Below are 15,119 nucleotides of genomic sequence, written 5' to 3'. Positions count from 1 at the left end.
CAGGCGGGGTTTTGTTTGGCGGGGCCTATGTCACGTTAACGGGTGTGTATCTGGTGTGGGGTGTACGGGCACTTCGGGATCGGCCCGCCACTGGCCTGATGATCGGTTTTTTGACCATTGCCATCGGTCAGACGGCTGGCGCACCGGTTTTCGGGTTCCTGCTGGACCGCATGGGGCCAGATAGTGCCGTAGTTATTTTTGCCTGTCTTGGCCTTCTGGCCGGGACAATGAGAACACGCAAAAAACGGGTTGCCGTTGATCCTGAAATCCGGCGGGCAACTCCCACCGGCTAGCAGCTATTTCTTGATGACGATCAGGGCCATGATGGCCGCAAACAGGCCAAACAGAATGCCGCCCACAGGTATGCCAGACAGGATGCCGGAAAGGGCGGCATCTTCGTTGATCAGGGCTTCGAACGCGACCAGCGGCAGGATCAGGGATGCCAGAAACAGAAAGACCGGATTGAACAGTTTGTTTTTCATGGTCTTAACCCCCGATCATCGCAATCAGCAACAGGCCCAGCGCCATGAAGCCGCAAAGGGCGGTCAGAAGTACACCGGTTTTCAGCACGACCGATAAAACCGGTCCTTCCTTGCCCGAAAGCCCGACCGTCGAACAGCCGACCAAGATTTTTGACGGGGCCAGCATGCTGCCAAGTGACGCACCGGTTGCCTGTGCGGCGAGAACAAGGGCGGTGGAAATGCCCGAAAGTTCGGCGGTGTGGCGCTGGAACATGCCAAAGACCACGTTGGAATTATTCGTGCTGCCGGTCATGAAGGCACCCAGGGCACCTATGGCTGGTGCCACCACCGGATAGGCGATGGCAAAGGAGCCGGAAAACAGCGCAGCGCCGCCTTCGGCCAGCGCGTAGGTCATGCCCGCGTGATCCATGATGATGGCAAGGCCGATGACCGGAACCATGCCGATGCTGGTCGGAAGGCCGCTTTTGACCGTGCGTTGCCAGATGCGTCTGGCGATGCCGTTATCATAGCGTCCGCGGATTTTGAAAAAGGCAAAGCTGATGGCGGCGGTATACAGCAGCAACGCGCCGGGATGGCCGAAAATGGCAATCGGCTTGGCGCTTTCGGCATTGATATTCCAGCCAAGATCGGTTGAAACCGCCGGGAAATCGAAGGTCAGGCGAAGGCCGGACAGGAAATCCTCGACCGGGGGGATGAAGGTTGCGATGCCGACAATCACCATGAAAACGAGGTAAGGGGTCAATGCCTCGATCAAAGGCATGTGATGATGGTCGTCTTCGGTGGTTTCGGCAACGTCATCGGGATGGGGTTTCCAGAACCGGGTAACGATGATCGAGGTGACAAGCCCGGCAATCCCGGCAGTCAGCCCGCCCAGCGTCCAGACGCCGTAATTTGCCATCAGATATTGAACAACACCCATGACACCGGCAATCAGTACCAGCGGCACGATCCGGCGACGCACGGTGCGAAAACCGCCATCGAGCCACAGAACCGCCGCCCCGCAGGTAAAGCCCGACAGGCCAAGCAGAATGGCGGAATAATGCGTGAGCTCGGTACCGGGAATGCCGGTAACGCCGATCAGGGCCTCGAACGAGGTTGCCATATTGCCAAACAGCACCGACCAGCTATGGCCGATCATCGGGGCGGCAACCGCGATGACGGGCGAGAACCCCATGCCAAGCAAAAGCGGGGCGATCACCGCAATCGGCACCCCGAACCCGGCAACGCCCTGCAGGAAGGTGGCAAACACATAACCCAGGATCAGCAATTGCAGCGGGCGGTCGTCGGTTAACTGGCGGATGGCCCGCCCGATGGTTTTGATGGCCCCGGCTTCTTCGGCCGCGAAATAAAGGATCAGGGCGGCCCAGACGATATAAAGGATGTAAAGCGCCAGCATCACGCCCTTGGCCTGCGCGATGATCAGCATATCGGTCGGCGCACCAAACGCGATCATGGCGATGGCAACGGTGACGAACCATGCGGCCGCACCGGCGCGTGCCGCGCCCCAGTTTGCCTTGATCATCAGAAACAGAATGGTGGCGATTGGCAGGGCAGCCAGAAGGAAGTCTGTCATGGGGGCGAGCCAAAACCTTTTGGAACAATGTGTTGCGGTTGATTTTCAACCGGGTCGACATCTTGTCCCAGCGCATCTGCAAGCGCAAGAAAACAGTTGGCGTCAGTGCGGATGCATTTCATATGATGAAATACAAGAACAGGCCCGATCAGCATGGATCGGGCCCGGTGATTACCTGATGAAGTGTTTCAGGCGCAGTTTCATGCGATTTTTTCGGCCTGTTCGGCGTCAAGTTCGTCACGCAGTTCGGCGGCAATCGAGAATGATTTCAGCCGTGCCGCGTGATCGAAGATATTGGCGGTGACCATGATTTCATCGGCCTTGGTCATATAGATGAAATCGCGCAGTTTCTTGCGTGCGGTATCGCGCGAGCCGATTGCGGCACAGCGCATGGCATGATCAACCCCGGCCTTTTCGACCCGGTTCCAGATGTCATCCATCGATTTGACCGGTTTGGGCAACTGGCCCGGCGAGCCGCGCCGCAAATTCAGGAATTGCTGCTGCATGGAGGTGGCAATAAATTCGCCTTCCTCGTCGGTATCGGCGGCAAAGAAGCCCATTGCGGCAATCGCATAGGGTTTATCAAGCTGTTTGCTGGGCTCGAACCGGTGACGATACAGCGACAGCGCATCCATCAGCATATCGGGCGCAAAGTGTGACGCAAAGGCAAAGGGCAGGCCAAGACGTGCGGCCAGATCAGCCGAAAACAGGCTGCTGCCCAGAAGCCACATCGGAACTTCGGAGCCATAACCCGGAACCGCCCGGATTGGCGGGTTGCCTTCAAGCGGGGCAAGGAATTGCTGAACCTGGAGCACGTCCTGGATAAAGCGTTCCTCGGTCCCGTGCATATCACGGCGAAGGGCGGCGGCGGTGCGTTGGTCGGTACCCGGTGCGCGCCCGATACCAAGATCGATACGGCCGGGATACAGTGCATCAAGGGTGCCGAACTGTTCGGCAATCACCAATGGCGCATGGTTGGGCAGCATCACACCGCCCGAACCTACGCGGATGGTTTTGGTGCCCGCCGCGACATGGGATATGACAACCGAGGTTGCGGCACTGGCGATGCCGGGCATGTTGTGATGTTCGGCCAGCCAGTAACGATGAAAGCCGAGATTTTCGGCATGCTGGGCGAGTTCAAGCGTATTGCGCAAGGCATCGCGCGGATGTTCGCCCTCGTTAACGGGGCAAAGATCAAGAACGGAAAAACGGGGCATAGGCATAATCCCAGTTGGGCGCAGGCCGAAAACGGCGCGCCGGATTTCAGTGTTGGGATTAATCTAGCCCAAAATCAGGTGCTTGCCAGTCAGGGAGTGTCGGTTTTAGGGTCAGGACCGGAGAAAGGATAGAATATGCTGATCATTTTTGGCGGTTTGCCCGGTGTTGGCAAGACATCCATTGCACGCGCACTGGCGCAAAAAATCGGTGCGGTGCATCTTCGGATCGACACGATAGAGCAGGCGATCCTTGATGCCGGGGTGCCGCCCGATGATGATATCGGCCCGGTCGGCTATATGGTTGCCAACCGGCAGGCGACCGATAACCTTAAGCTTGGCCTGACGGTGATCGGCGATGCGGTCAATTCGGTTGAAGAAACCCGAAGCGAATGGCGACTGGCAGCAGAGCGCGCCGGGAAACCGTATGTGCAGATTGAACTGATCTGTTCCGATCCGGGGGAACATCGCCACCGTGTCGAAACGCGTTCCTGCGACATTGAAAACCTGCATCAACCCGACTGGGACAAGGTCCTTGGCCGCCACTACGAGCCATGGCACGGGGTTGATCTGATTATCGATACGGCAAAGATGACGGTCGATCAGGCCGTTGATGCGATCTGTGAGGTCGTCAATAAAAACAGATAATATTCAATAATTTGTATCATTTTCCTGATCTTCTGCGCGATGCGCATTCAGCGTGCGGCTGACGAAGTTGCGCAGCACGGTCGAGATATCGTTGCTGCGATAGGCCAGCGCCAGATGCGCCATCGGGACATCCCCCGCGACCTTGCGATAGACGACCCCATTGACCTGCAATTGTGCCATGGCGGCGGGGACAAGCGAGAAGCCAAGTTCGGCAGCGACAAAGTTGATCACCGATCCCAATTGCGGCGCGCTTTGCCCCATGACCGGTTCAAACCCGGCGGCACGGCAGGCGGCAACGACGATATCGAAATGGGTTGGTCCGACCTGTCGCGGGGTCAGGATCAGGGCATCATCACGCAGGGTTTCAAGCGCCACCGTTTCATGCCGGGCCGCAGGATGACCGGCCGGAAGCACAATCAGCATCGGTTCGGATGTCAGGCGGTGCAGTTTGATGTCATCGCTGTTGGCGGCACCCTGACGTAGGAAGACGGCATCAAGCTGTTCATCCATCAATGCATGCAAAAGGCGGGCGGAATTGTTTTCTTCCAGCGTCATTTCAACACCGGGATAGGACCGGCGGAAATCACGGAAAACGCGCGGGACGCTGGGGCTAAACGCGGCGGATGCGGTAAAGCCCACCCGGATCGAGCCGATTTCACCACGACCGGCGCGCTGTGCGGCGCGAATGGCGCGTTCCGCCAGTTCCGGGAAATGCTGCACGATATCGCGAAAGGCAGTTCCGGCCTCGGTCAGTTCCGCGCCATGCGGGACGCGGTGAAACAACTGGGTGCCGATTTCGGTTTCAAGATCGCGGATCTGCTGGCTTAACGGCGGCTGGCCAATGCCGATGCGGGCTGCGGCACGGGTAAAGTTTCCCTCGCGGGCGACTTCAAGAAAATATCGAATATGGCGCAGTTCCATCCGGTATCTCCAAAACATATCGAAAATGACTGCGACATATATTGGACGGATATCGGGAAAGCTGCAATCCTTTCGGTCAGATCAGAATTCTTCAAAACGAGGCCGGAATATGAGTGCCCAACGGGCGAAAAGCCCCGCAGCGCAGGCTGCCAATGATGATATCAAGCCATCGACCGCCGGGGCCGAGCCGGTTTATACCGAACCGGGATCGCCGGAATTTCGCCGGATCAGTCTGGCGCTGTTTCTGGCGGGGTATGCGACCTTTTCGCTGATTTACTGCGTGCAGCCGCTTTTACCGGAACTGGCGCGGGATTTTGCCGTCAGCCCGGCATCCAGTTCGCTTGCGCTGTCGCTGACGACCGGCTTCCTTGCCTTTGCCATCCTGCTTGCCGGGGCGGTATCCGAGGCGTTCGGGCGCAAGCAGTTGATGTTTGCATCCATGTGCGGGGCGTCGCTTTTGAACCTGATTGCGCCGGTGCTTTCCGACTGGCATGCGTTTCTGGTGGTGCGTGCGCTTGAAGGCCTGATTTTGGGCGGGGTTCCGGCGGTTGCGATGGCGTATCTGGCCGAGGAAATGCATCCGCGCGGCCTTGGCACCACGATGGGAATTTACATCAGCGGGACCGCCCTTGGCGGGATGAGCGGGCGCGTGGTGATCGGCATTCTGACCGATATGTTTGGCTGGCATCTCGCACTTGGTGCGATGGGCGCACTTGGTTTGCTCGCCGCCCTTGGATTTGTCATCCTGTTGCCCGCATCGCGTAATTTCGTGCGCCGCCCCGGCTTTCAATTGTCCTATCATGTCCGGGCATGGGAAGGACATCTGCGCCATCCCGGTCTGCCATTCGTGTTCCTGATCGGGGCATTTGCGATGGGCTGTTTTGTGACGGTCTATAATTATGCCGGGTTCCGTTTATCCGCGGCCCCTTATGACCTGAGCCAGGGGCAGATCAGTCTGATTTTTGTGGTTTATCTTTGCGGGATGGTGACGTCTTCCATTGCCGGTGCCATGTCCGACCGGATCGGCCGGGGCCCGGTTTTGCTGGCGGGGGTCCTGATTGCCGGGGCAGGGGTTGCCCTGACACTACTTTCCAGTCTTTGGGGCATGATCGGCGGCATCATGGTCCTGACCAGCGGCTTTTTCGTGGCTCATTCGGTGGCAAGTGGCTGGGTCGGGCGGATGGCGAAACAGTCCAAGGGACATGCGTCGTCGCTTTATCTGCTGGCCTATTATCTGGGGTCTAGCATCATGGGATCGGTTGGCGGCTGGTTCTGGTCGCATGGTGGCTGGGACGCGGTGGCGGCATTTGCTGGCGCACTTCTGATTGGTGCGGCGATTTGCGGAACTTACCTTTGGCAGGCCGCAAGACGGGCTGAGGCTGTTGCCTGACACACAAAAAGAAACCCCCGCCAGAAGGCGGGGGTTTTTGTTTGCTGGTTGTCGCAGTCGGGCTTAGAGCCAATCGGGGCTTGGCAGACCTTTTTCCTTGAGGAAGGCCGGGTTCCACAGTTTGCTTTGATAGCGGGTGCCAAGGTCGCACAGGATGGTGACGATGGTTTTGCCTGGGCCGAGTTCACGTGCCAGACGTACCGCACCGGCGATGTTGATCCCGGTCGAACCGCCCATGCACAGCCCTTCTTCCTTGAGCAGGTCAAAGACGATCGGCAGCATTTCATCATCTGAAATCTGGAACGGGTGATCGATATCGATGCCTTCTAGGTTGGCGGTGATTCGGCCCTGACCGATCCCTTCGGAGATCGAGCTTCCTTCGGATTTCAGTTCGCCAAACTTGTAGTGGCTGTAAAGGGCAGCCCCCATCGGATCGGCAAGACCGATCTGAATGTCCTTGTTGCGATCCTTAAGCGCCATCGACACACCGGCAAGCGTCCCGCCGGTACCGACTGCACAGATAAAGCCGTCAATCTTGCCGTCGGTCTGTTCCCAGATTTCGGGGCCGGTGGTGTCGATATGGCCCTGACGGTTGGCGACGTTATCGAACTGGTTGGCCCAGATGGCACCGTTCGGTTCGGTCTTTGCCAGTTCTTCGGCCAGACGGCGCGAAACGTGAACATAGTTGTTCTGATCGCGATAGGGGACGGCGGGGACTTCGCGAAGATCAGCACCGAGCAAACGCAGCAGGTCTTTCTTTTCCTGGCTTTGCGTTTCGGGAATGACGATCACGGTGCGATAGCCAAGTGCGTTGCCAACAACGGCAAGACCGATGCCGGTATTGCCAGCCGTTCCTTCGACAATCACGCCGCCCGGCTTCAGAAGGCCGCGTTTTTCCGCGTCACGAATGATGGCAAGGGCAGCACGGTCTTTGACCGATCCGCCCGGATTGGCATATTCCGCCTTGCCCAGAATGGTGCAGCCCGTTAGCTCGGAAACCTTTCTGAGTTTCACAAGCGGGGTGCGGCCAATGGCTTCAATGGTGCCATTGCGAATGTCCATGACAGACTCCAAGCGTGGTTAGAATGTGTTTTGTTACCTGTTGATTGGGTCTTTTATACACAAAAGTCAAGATTGATTAAAAATTACCACTAAATTTGTGTGTTAATTAACTGGTATCCGGCAAACACGTTCACACGCCCGAAACCCCGGCTTCCCTGCGAATACGGTCGCGATTGAGTATTAGCCACTGAACGGCAATCGTCGCCGTTGCATTGCAGAGTTGTCCGTCACGCAACATGGCAAAGCATTCCTCGGACGATACCGTATAAACGCGGATGTCTTCGCTTTCTTCTTCCAAGCCGTGCAGGCCGCCCGCTTTGGACGCATCAACCCGGCCATAATACATTGTCACCGTCTCGCTCGAACAGCCGGGGGTGACATAATAGCGCGAAATCAGTTCAAGGTCGCCGATGACCGAACAACCGGATTCTTCCATGGTTTCGCGGTGCGCGACATCCTGCATTTCCTCGCCATCCTCGACGATGCCAGCGACAATTTCCGTCAGCCAAAGCGGCATTTCAGGGAAACGCTGATGGACCGAAATGGCACCGGGGCGGAATTGTTCGATCAAAACAACTTCATCGCGTACCGGGTCATAGGGCAGGACCGCGACGGCATGCCCGCGTTCAAGGACTTCGCGTTGTAAAACGGCACTTTGGCCACCGTTAAACAACTTGTGGCGGAGTTCATAGACATCGAGTTTGAAATGGCCATCCCAGCCGCGTCTGTGACGGATAATTTCGTAATTATTTTGCTGTTGCATCAATTTTGCCCGGTCATGGTTCTGGAATTTCTATTCCGTCGACAACATATATCCCATGGTTTCACAACAGCTTTGTGAAGAGAAGAGGGCAGCGGAAATTCGCAATTGGCGAAAGAAGTTATGGCATCGCACGCAGAAGGACCCCTTAATATTGCAATGCAACTATTCGCAAGGGTGAAAGCGACCGTGCCGTATTTTAATTATTGTTAATATAGTATAGCATTTGATCAATTAGCGCGCGGAATAAACGCCACCAAACAGGATAGATGGCGCGTTAGATCGCATTGGCGGGGATGATGGGGCTTTGATGCGATTCGAACCGACAGAAATCGCGCGTCTTTACGGGCGGTCGCGGGTGGGAGTTGTCGTGCACAGGGATTTGACCGCTGTGTATGTCAATGATGCCTACGCGAAAATGCTTGGTCGCAAGGATGTGAAGGATTTCATGTCGGAGCCTGACCTTCGGCAATATATCCCGCCAAGTTTCCATTACGAAGCGGCCAAGCTGGTGGCGGAATTCCAAAAAGCCACCGGGTTCCATGGCTGGAAAAAGGTTTATAACCTTCGTACCGATGGCACGCCGGTCTGGATGGAGATCAGCGACGAAACCGTTGAATGGGCCGATGAAAACGCTGTGCTGACAACAGCGCAGCTGATTGATAACGGCACGACCGCGATGCAGGTCGATCATATGCTGGGCCGGTCCTTTATCGGTGTGATGGTCCATCGCGACATGACAGCGCTTTATGTCAATGATGCCTTTGCGCGCCTGATGGGGGCGGAAAATGCCAGTGCATTCATGGAAAAGCCCAACATATTGCGATTTATTCCCGAAGCGGATCGCGAACGCGCCTTAAAGCATGTTGCCGATATTCTGCATGGCGAACGCGAAGGCGAACGCCATCGTGTGCGCGATGTTCTCGATAACGGCAATATCGTCTGGCGGGATCTGACCGATGAACGCATCCTGTGGCATGATGGTCGCCCGGCTATTTTGACGACCGCACATGATGTGCGCGAAGAAGTCGAAATGAACGAAGCCCTGATGCGCACGAAGGCCGGTCTTGAAGAAGCCGTGACCGAAGTCATCCGCATGGTGCCGTCAGCCGTTGCAATGCTTGATATCCGTCAGAATGTTGTGAATTACAACCGCGAATTTGCCCGTCTGTTCGGTACAGAACAGGGTAACAGCGATGATGCGCCCGTCTTTGATATCACGATCCTGCGTGAGATGTATGACGCCATGATCAAAAGCGGCCACGGGCACGCCAACAATGAAAGTGTCAAAACACCATCCGGTTGCCATGCCGATATCCGCATGAACCTGATGGAAGATGGCGGCGTGATGGTGTCCGCACTGGATATTTCCAGCCATAAACGCAAGGAACAGCATCTTGATGCGCTGGCGTCGACCGATCCGCTGACCGGGGCATTGAACCGGCGCGGATTTGAATCAGCAGTCAGCCGACTGCGCGAAATCCGGCAATTGAAGGGCAAGGTCTGGCAGTTCGGATTGGTGGTTCTGGATGTTGATTATTTCAAATATGTCAATGACACCTATGGGCATTCGGTCGGTGACCGGGTTCTTGAAAAAATTGCAGTAACCCTGCGCCAGGCGCTTCGCGATGATGATCTTGTCGTGCGTCTGGGCGGCGAGGAATTTGCCGTTCTGTTGCCGTCGGCAACAGCAGCAGTGACCAAACGGATCGCCGAACGGCTGGCAACAATGATCCGTGCAATCGAAATACCGGTTGGTAACAGCGGTGATGAGAACGTTACCATCACGGCAAGTTTTGGTGTCACCGTTGGCGGGGAATTGCGCGGGCAGTTTGTCGAGCTGGAGCAGGCGATGCTGACGGCAGACCGGGCGATGTATGCGGCCAAGGAAGCCGGTCGTGACTGTATCAAATTCCTGACCTTTGATGACGATATCGACAGTTGATCCGGACTGAATTACCGTATCGCTTTGCGTAAAGTGGCAGGCGAAAAATGAACATTCGCGATATGCAGGCGATGGATGGAAACGCGGTTGTCGATATCTATGACCGGGCGCTGAAATCCGGTCATGCATCCTTTCAGCAACATGGCGGAACATGGGCCGACTGGGACGGCGGGCATTTGACGAAATGCCGCTATGTCGCGCTTGACGATGCCGGACAGGTAACCGGCTGGGCCGGGTTATCTGCCGTTTCGGGGCGGTGTGCCTTTGCCGGTGTTGCCGAGGTATCGGTTTATGTCGATCCGCAATGTCAGGGGCAGGGGATCGGAAGCCGTTTGATGCAGGCATTGATCGAAGGTTCTGAACAAAACGGTTTTTGGTCACTGGAAGCCGGAATATTTCCCGAAAATACCGGAAGTGTTGCCCTGCATCGAAAGCACGGGTTCGAAGTCCTGTGCCGCCGTACCGGATTTGGACGTATGGGATACGGGCCGATGCAGGGGAAATGGCGCGATGTGTTGCTGCTTGAACGGCGCAGCAGGCGGATCGGGATCGACTAGTTAGCGCCGCCACCAATCCGGAAGGGAGTTTGCGTAAAATCCCTTAGATGATCTGGAAATTGATCCGCCGATGCGTTAAGCAGCTAGAGCACCCGCGAAATGCCCGTCACATACGCGGCAAATAAACGATACAGGAGAGCGCCACCGTGAATGAAATCAGCAAAATTGCCCCGGTTGCAATCTGGGAGAACTTTCAGAAACTTTGCGACACCCCGCGCCCGTCGACCAAGGAAGAAGCCGTTTTGCAGCTTCTGGAAAAGATGGCCGATGCCAAGGGTTTTGAGCATTTCCGCGACAGCGGCAGCAACCTTGTTATTTCCATTCCGGCGAAACCGGGATTCGAGAATCGCAAGATGGCGATCCTTCAGGCCCATGTCGATATGGTGACGCAGGCCAATAGTGGTTCGACCCACAATTTTGATACCGATCCGATCCGCATGCTGATGAACGGCGAATGGATCACGGCGGATAACACCACCCTTGGTGCTGACAACGGCATCGGTGCGGCGGCGATGATGGGATTCATGACCGAAGAAGGTCTTGAACACGGTCCGCTGGAACTGCTGTTCACGGTTGATGAAGAACGCGGTCTGACCGGTGCGATGAATCTGGAGCCCGGTCGGCTTAAGGGCGAAATCCTTCTGAACCTTGATACCGAGGATGAATACGAGCTTTGCGTGGGCTGTGCCGGTGGTGGCGATCTGGTCGCGAGTTTTGCCTATACCCCCGAAGCCGTTGAAAGCGGGCAGGTTGCACGTGAAATTGCCCTGACCGGTCTTAAGGGCGGGCATTCGGGGATCGATATCATCCTTGGACTTGGGAATGCCAACAAGCTGATGGCGCGCTTCCTGCGCACCGCCATTCGTGATCTTGGTGCGCGGATTGTGACCATCAATGCCGGTACGGCGCGTAACGCGATCCCGCGGGAATCCTTTGCAACGGTCGTTTTGCCGTCTGACAAGGCAGCGGCCTTTGATGGTGCACTGAGCGCCTTTGCAGCCGAGGTCAAAGACGAGATCGGCGTGATCGAGCCGAACTTTGCCATTGCAGCCAAAGATGCCGAAGTGCCCGCAAAGGCGATGAGCGCGACGGATTCCAAACGTTTCAATAATGCGGTTGTCGGAGCACCGAACGGTGTGCACGCCATGAGCACCAGTGTTGAAGGTGTTGTTGAGACGTCGATCAATCTGGCGATTGTCAAGCTGGCCGATGGCAAGGCGGATGTCACCCTGTCGGCGCGCAGTTCGATCAATTCGGCGCGTGATGCCCTTCGCGAGGTTGCGACATCGGTGTTTGAAAATATCGGTGCGACGGTCAAGTGGGGCGATGCCTATCCGGGTTGGAAGCCTAATGCGGACAGCGAAGTCGTCAATATGATGAAAGCGGTTCATCGCGACATGTTTGGCAAAGACCCTGAAATCCGGGTCATTCATGCCGGGCTTGAATGTGGTGTATTGGGCTCCAAATATCCGCATTGGGATATGGTTTCATTCGGCCCGACCATCAAACGCGCGCATAGCCCGGACGAGTGCGTCCATGTGCCAAGTGTCCTGCGTTTCTGGGATTATCTTCTGGCGGCGCTGAAGGCGATTCCGGTCAAAAACTGATTTTGGTTACTTGGTAACCTACAGATTAGAAGTCAGTTGCGACTGACCGTATTTGCGGTCAGTCGCAACTGTTTGTGGCACACCATTCATCGCGTGCCTTTGCGCCGCTTCCGGGCACCAGCGCATCCAGATTGACAAAGCCGGTCTCGCCAAGGGCGGTTTCAATTTCGATCCAGAAATCCTCGCTTGGTCCGTCGACATAGACGGTTTCAAAGCGTGCCAGACGCCGCATGACCGGATATTCGACACCGGGACCTTCGCGCATGTTCAGAAGATCACGGTCGATGTAATAGGGATCGCGTTCCTCGCCGATGATTTGTTCGACTTTGCGCGTCAGTTCACTGGTCTTTTCGGACACAAGTTTTGGAATGTCGTGACTGACAAAGCCCTGTCCCGGCCCAAACGCCACCAGCAGACAGAAAATGGCAACAAATAGCGGGCTTAGATGCAAAAGGGCATCGAGCATCCCGGCCTGTTTCCATTCGCTGCGCACCCGGCGAAGCGGCTTTCCGTCATCCAGACGCCGCAGATTGGCGCGAATCTGTTCGGCCAGCACCGACCGGTTGGTGCCGATGAAATCATTGGCCTGTAACAGGACGGCACGCGCAAGCGGCTTGTTACCGCTGCGTTCGAATGCGGTGGCCTGCGTGAACAGAAGTTTTGCATTGCCTTCCGGGGGCAGGGTGCCGCCCCGCATATTGCCAATAATGGCCCGCCATGCCGGGATGAAACTGCGCCAGCCCCAGAAACCGCGTAGCCATGTTTTGAAACTGGCTTTGAGTGCCATGCGCTTTGCCCCCTTGGGGGCAAGGTTGGCGGTGATCTTTTCGATTTTCAGGGAATTCAGAAAACCGCGAACAATGGTGAATTCCACCTGACGGGGTTGGGCTGATACGACTTCGGTGACCGCACAGCGTACAAATCCGGCCTGATCCGGGGTCGTGCGGTTTTTTGCATGGCGTTTGGCCCCCGGATGGATGTTTGATTTGCGCGCCGCGTTGCGTTCCTGCTGCTGGCGATAGGCCTCGTTGGCACGTGCAAACCTGTCTTCTTCGCTTTCGCGGCTGGTTTCGGCCTTGCGCCCGGTACCGGCAAAACCCTGTCGGGTGCGTTGCGAACTGGCATTTTTGGCCCCGGCAGCCTGCGGACCATAGGGGCCGTTTTGCTGCTTGCCTGCCGTGTCGCCTGTGCTGTTTTTACCGTTGCGAGGCGCATTTGGGGGAGCCTTGCGTATGCCGATCAGGATTTCATAGGCTTCGGTGATGTCCTTGAATTTTTCTTCGGCATCGATATCTGTATTTCGATCAGGATGAAATTCAAACGCCAGTTTGCGATAGGCAAGCTTGATCTCTTTTGCGCTGGCACCCGGCGCAATTTTAAGCAGGCGGTAATAGATCCCGAGGTGATCCTGGCTCATTCGTGAAAAGGCATCCTGCACATAAATATTGTCCCGAAGCCGGACTGGTAAAACATGTTCAATTTATATTCGTGTCGACGTCGGGATCATATGATTGAAATCTTAACACGTTGTCACTTTTGCGTATTTGCCATATTTTGCAAGAATTGATCCGTCCACCGCGAACCGCTTAGCGAGTATCTGCCTTGAAACTTAAATTCTGGCAACGCAATGCCGACCATGACGGCGATGTCCTTGACCACGGTGGTGGTTATGGTGGTGATATGCCCGAATTTGTGATGCCCGATGGCCACAGGCTTAGCCTTGCGACAAAGCTTCGCGCCCGTTGGCAGGGTTATGACAACCCGGTCGAATATTATCTTTTGCAAAAAGAAATCGATGATTACCGGGCGTGGCTCCACAGAATGCGCCTGTTTCTTGCGAGGCCGGTCGAGCCGGAACTGGGCGAGCTTGACCTTGATGATGAAATTGGTCGCTGGCCGCCAGAACGGGTCAAGCTTTATGCCAAGCTGTTTGATCGCGGGATCATGATCCCCGGTGGCCATGATTATGCACTGGAACTGGCAAAGCCGCTTGCGCTTGACGAAACCATGAGCTGCCTTGAAATCGGTGCGAAGCTTGGCGGGGTGGCGCGGTTGCTTGCCGATAAGCTGGGGGTCTGGGTCACAGCCTATGAACGTGATGGTGAATTGGCGTTGCTGGGCATGGAGCGATCCGTTCAGGCTGGTGTTCAGAAAAAGGTCCCGGTGCAGGCATTCGACCCGTCCAACCCGGAACTGCGCAAAGCCTATTTCAACGTGGTCTATTCGTTTGGGGACCTCTTCCACATTGAAAACAAGGATGTTTTGCTGGTGTCGCTGGCGGAAACATTGCGCGATCACGGCCAGATATTGCTGACAGACTATGTTCTGACATCCGAAGGGCACGAAGATGCCATTGCCGAATGGGCAAGGCACGAGGATTTCCGGCCTTACCCCTGGACGGCGGACCATTACAAGAATGCGCTGGGCAAGCTGAAATTCGACATTCGCATCGCCAAGGACGAGTCAGATGTCCATGTAAAGCAGATCAAGGCAGCCTGGATGGCGATGCTTGCCGATATCCAGAATAGCGGGTTGGACCCGGATGTTCTGGCATATCTGGTGCCGGAGATGGAAATGTGGATGAATCGCGTAAAAATGCTTGAAAACGGAACGCTGGCATTTTATCGGTTCTACGCAACGATCAGGTGATCGACCGGTTTGATGTCTGCTGTTGGCGACGAATGAATGGACTTTGTCTGGAATTCTGTCGCTGCAACCTGTTTTAGGTGTTGACAGGGGCAGGGTGTACTTCTATTTTCCGGCTTCCTCGAAGGGGCCAAGTTTCTAAGGTTTACTATTATGAAGATCCGGAACTCATTGAAATCCGCGAAGCTGCGGGAAAAAGGCTGCCGTATCGTGCGCCGCCGTGGCCGCGTATACGTGATCAATAAAAAGAACCCGCGTTTCAAGGCGCGCCAGGGTTAATTCCCGGTACCTTGTTCTCACAGGTTTTACAAAAC

14 protein-coding genes and 1 pseudogene are annotated in these 15,119 nt (G+C 55.9%); 8 read left to right on the top strand and 7 right to left on the bottom strand.

From position 1 onward, the window contains the following. Window positions 1-293, top strand: a pseudogene (locus AUP42_RS21500) (hypothetical protein); the annotation flags it as partial. A gap of 3 nt (window positions 294-296) precedes the next feature. Here the strand turns inward: AUP42_RS21500 and AUP42_RS04670 are convergent. The 3 genes from AUP42_RS04670 to AUP42_RS04660 all read right to left on the bottom strand — a co-directional run bounded on the left by AUP42_RS04670 (window position 297) and on the right by AUP42_RS04660 (window position 3,272). Further along, entirely contained in the window at window positions 297-482 is a 186-nt protein-coding gene (locus AUP42_RS04670) for a hypothetical protein (protein ID WP_062949325.1), read from the bottom strand. Window positions 483-486: 4 nt separating this feature from the next. Then, window positions 487-2,055: an L-lactate permease gene (locus tag AUP42_RS04665; RefSeq protein ID WP_062949323.1), complete on the bottom strand. Its 1,569-nt coding sequence runs from the start codon at window positions 2,053-2,055 to the stop codon at window positions 487-489. 200 nt (window positions 2,056-2,255) lie between these two features. Continuing rightward, the gene (locus AUP42_RS04660; protein ID WP_062949321.1) at window positions 2,256-3,272 is read right to left on the bottom strand and encodes an LLM class flavin-dependent oxidoreductase; all 1,017 of its coding nucleotides are present in this window, start codon (window positions 3,270-3,272) and stop codon (window positions 2,256-2,258) included. Between the two features lie 135 nt (window positions 3,273-3,407). On the opposite strand from AUP42_RS04660, the gene AUP42_RS04655 reads away from it, so the two are divergent. Further along, the gene (locus AUP42_RS04655) at window positions 3,408-3,917 is read left to right on the top strand and encodes an AAA family ATPase (RefSeq protein ID WP_062949320.1); all 510 of its coding nucleotides are present in this window, start codon (window positions 3,408-3,410) and stop codon (window positions 3,915-3,917) included. Window positions 3,918-3,920: 3 nt separating this feature from the next. Here the strand turns inward: AUP42_RS04655 and AUP42_RS04650 are convergent, their stop codons facing one another. Then, entirely contained in the window at window positions 3,921-4,838 is a 918-nt protein-coding gene (locus AUP42_RS04650; RefSeq protein ID WP_062949319.1) for a LysR family transcriptional regulator, read from the bottom strand. Between the two features lie 109 nt (window positions 4,839-4,947). On the opposite strand from AUP42_RS04650, the gene AUP42_RS04645 reads away from it, so the two are divergent. After that, on the top strand, window positions 4,948-6,228 hold the full coding sequence (locus AUP42_RS04645; RefSeq protein WP_062949317.1) for an MFS transporter: 1,281 nt from the start codon (window positions 4,948-4,950) through the stop codon (window positions 6,226-6,228). A gap of 63 nt (window positions 6,229-6,291) precedes the next feature. Here AUP42_RS04645 and AUP42_RS04640 read toward each other — a convergent pair whose 3' ends face one another. Then, window positions 6,292-7,290 carry a cysteine synthase A gene (locus AUP42_RS04640; protein ID WP_007090011.1) on the bottom strand — a complete coding sequence of 333 codons (999 nt, stop codon included), beginning with the start codon at window positions 7,288-7,290 and terminating at the stop codon, window positions 6,292-6,294. 130 nt (window positions 7,291-7,420) lie between these two features. Then, window positions 7,421-8,053, bottom strand: a complete 633-nt coding sequence (locus AUP42_RS04635; protein WP_062949315.1) for an NUDIX domain-containing protein — start codon at window positions 8,051-8,053, stop codon at window positions 7,421-7,423. A gap of 307 nt (window positions 8,054-8,360) precedes the next feature. Between AUP42_RS04635 and AUP42_RS04630 the strand changes: the two genes are divergently transcribed. The 3 genes from AUP42_RS04630 to AUP42_RS04620 all read left to right on the top strand — a co-directional run bounded on the left by AUP42_RS04630 (window position 8,361) and on the right by AUP42_RS04620 (window position 12,159). Beyond that, the gene (locus AUP42_RS04630) at window positions 8,361-9,995 is read left to right on the top strand and encodes a sensor domain-containing diguanylate cyclase (protein WP_062949313.1); all 1,635 of its coding nucleotides are present in this window, start codon (window positions 8,361-8,363) and stop codon (window positions 9,993-9,995) included. Window positions 9,996-10,042: 47 nt separating this feature from the next. Continuing rightward, the gene (locus AUP42_RS04625) at window positions 10,043-10,552 is read left to right on the top strand and encodes a GNAT family N-acetyltransferase (RefSeq protein WP_062949311.1); all 510 of its coding nucleotides are present in this window, start codon (window positions 10,043-10,045) and stop codon (window positions 10,550-10,552) included. A gap of 146 nt (window positions 10,553-10,698) precedes the next feature. After that, a complete protein-coding gene (locus AUP42_RS04620; protein ID WP_062949309.1) occupies window positions 10,699-12,159 on the top strand; it encodes an aminoacyl-histidine dipeptidase in 1,461 nt (486 codons plus the stop codon). 58 nt (window positions 12,160-12,217) lie between these two features. Here AUP42_RS04620 and AUP42_RS04615 read toward each other — a convergent pair whose 3' ends face one another. Next, window positions 12,218-13,576, bottom strand: a complete 1,359-nt coding sequence (locus AUP42_RS04615) for a DnaJ domain-containing protein (RefSeq protein WP_062949307.1) — start codon at window positions 13,574-13,576, stop codon at window positions 12,218-12,220. Window positions 13,577-13,761: 185 nt separating this feature from the next. Here AUP42_RS04615 and AUP42_RS04610 point away from each other — a divergent pair, with 185 nt between their 5' ends. Together AUP42_RS04610 and ykgO are read left to right on the top strand one after the other, a co-directional pair. Further along, window positions 13,762-14,808: a methyltransferase domain-containing protein gene (locus tag AUP42_RS04610; RefSeq protein WP_062949305.1), complete on the top strand. Its 1,047-nt coding sequence runs from the start codon at window positions 13,762-13,764 to the stop codon at window positions 14,806-14,808. Window positions 14,809-14,958: 150 nt separating this feature from the next. Continuing rightward, window positions 14,959-15,084, top strand: coding sequence for a type B 50S ribosomal protein L36 (gene ykgO, locus AUP42_RS04605; RefSeq protein ID WP_007090004.1), 126 nt, complete (start codon window positions 14,959-14,961; stop codon window positions 15,082-15,084). The last annotated feature ends 35 nt before the right edge of the window (window positions 15,085-15,119 follow it).

Source organism: Thalassospira lucentensis, from assembly GCF_001613805.1.
GTDB classification, from domain to species: Bacteria; Pseudomonadota; Alphaproteobacteria; order Rhodospirillales; family Thalassospiraceae; genus Thalassospira; species Thalassospira lucentensis_A.
This window is presented reverse-complemented; position numbering and strand designations above follow the sequence as displayed.

Coding starts and splice junctions, on each gene's coding strand:
- AUP42_RS04615 (WP_062949307.1), bottom strand. CDS start 13,576: ATGAGCCAGGATCACCTCGGGATCTATTACCGCCTGCTTAAAATTGCG.
- ykgO (WP_007090004.1), top strand. CDS start 14,959: ATGAAGATCCGGAACTCATTGAAATCCGCGAAGCTGCGGGAAAAAGGC.
- AUP42_RS04635 (WP_062949315.1), bottom strand. CDS start 8,053: ATGCAACAGCAAAATAATTACGAAATTATCCGTCACAGACGCGGCTGG.
- AUP42_RS04655 (WP_062949320.1), top strand. CDS start 3,408: ATGCTGATCATTTTTGGCGGTTTGCCCGGTGTTGGCAAGACATCCATT.
- AUP42_RS04625 (WP_062949311.1), top strand. CDS start 10,043: ATGAACATTCGCGATATGCAGGCGATGGATGGAAACGCGGTTGTCGAT.
- AUP42_RS04670 (WP_062949325.1), bottom strand. CDS start 482: ATGAAAAACAAACTGTTCAATCCGGTCTTTCTGTTTCTGGCATCCCTG.
- AUP42_RS04660 (WP_062949321.1), bottom strand. CDS start 3,272: ATGCCCCGTTTTTCCGTTCTTGATCTTTGCCCCGTTAACGAGGGCGAA.
- AUP42_RS04650 (WP_062949319.1), bottom strand. CDS start 4,838: ATGGAACTGCGCCATATTCGATATTTTCTTGAAGTCGCCCGCGAGGGA.
- AUP42_RS04665 (WP_062949323.1), bottom strand. CDS start 2,055: ATGACAGACTTCCTTCTGGCTGCCCTGCCAATCGCCACCATTCTGTTT.
- AUP42_RS04630 (WP_062949313.1), top strand. CDS start 8,361: ATGCGATTCGAACCGACAGAAATCGCGCGTCTTTACGGGCGGTCGCGG.
- AUP42_RS04640 (WP_007090011.1), bottom strand. CDS start 7,290: ATGGACATTCGCAATGGCACCATTGAAGCCATTGGCCGCACCCCGCTT.
- AUP42_RS04645 (WP_062949317.1), top strand. CDS start 4,948: ATGAGTGCCCAACGGGCGAAAAGCCCCGCAGCGCAGGCTGCCAATGAT.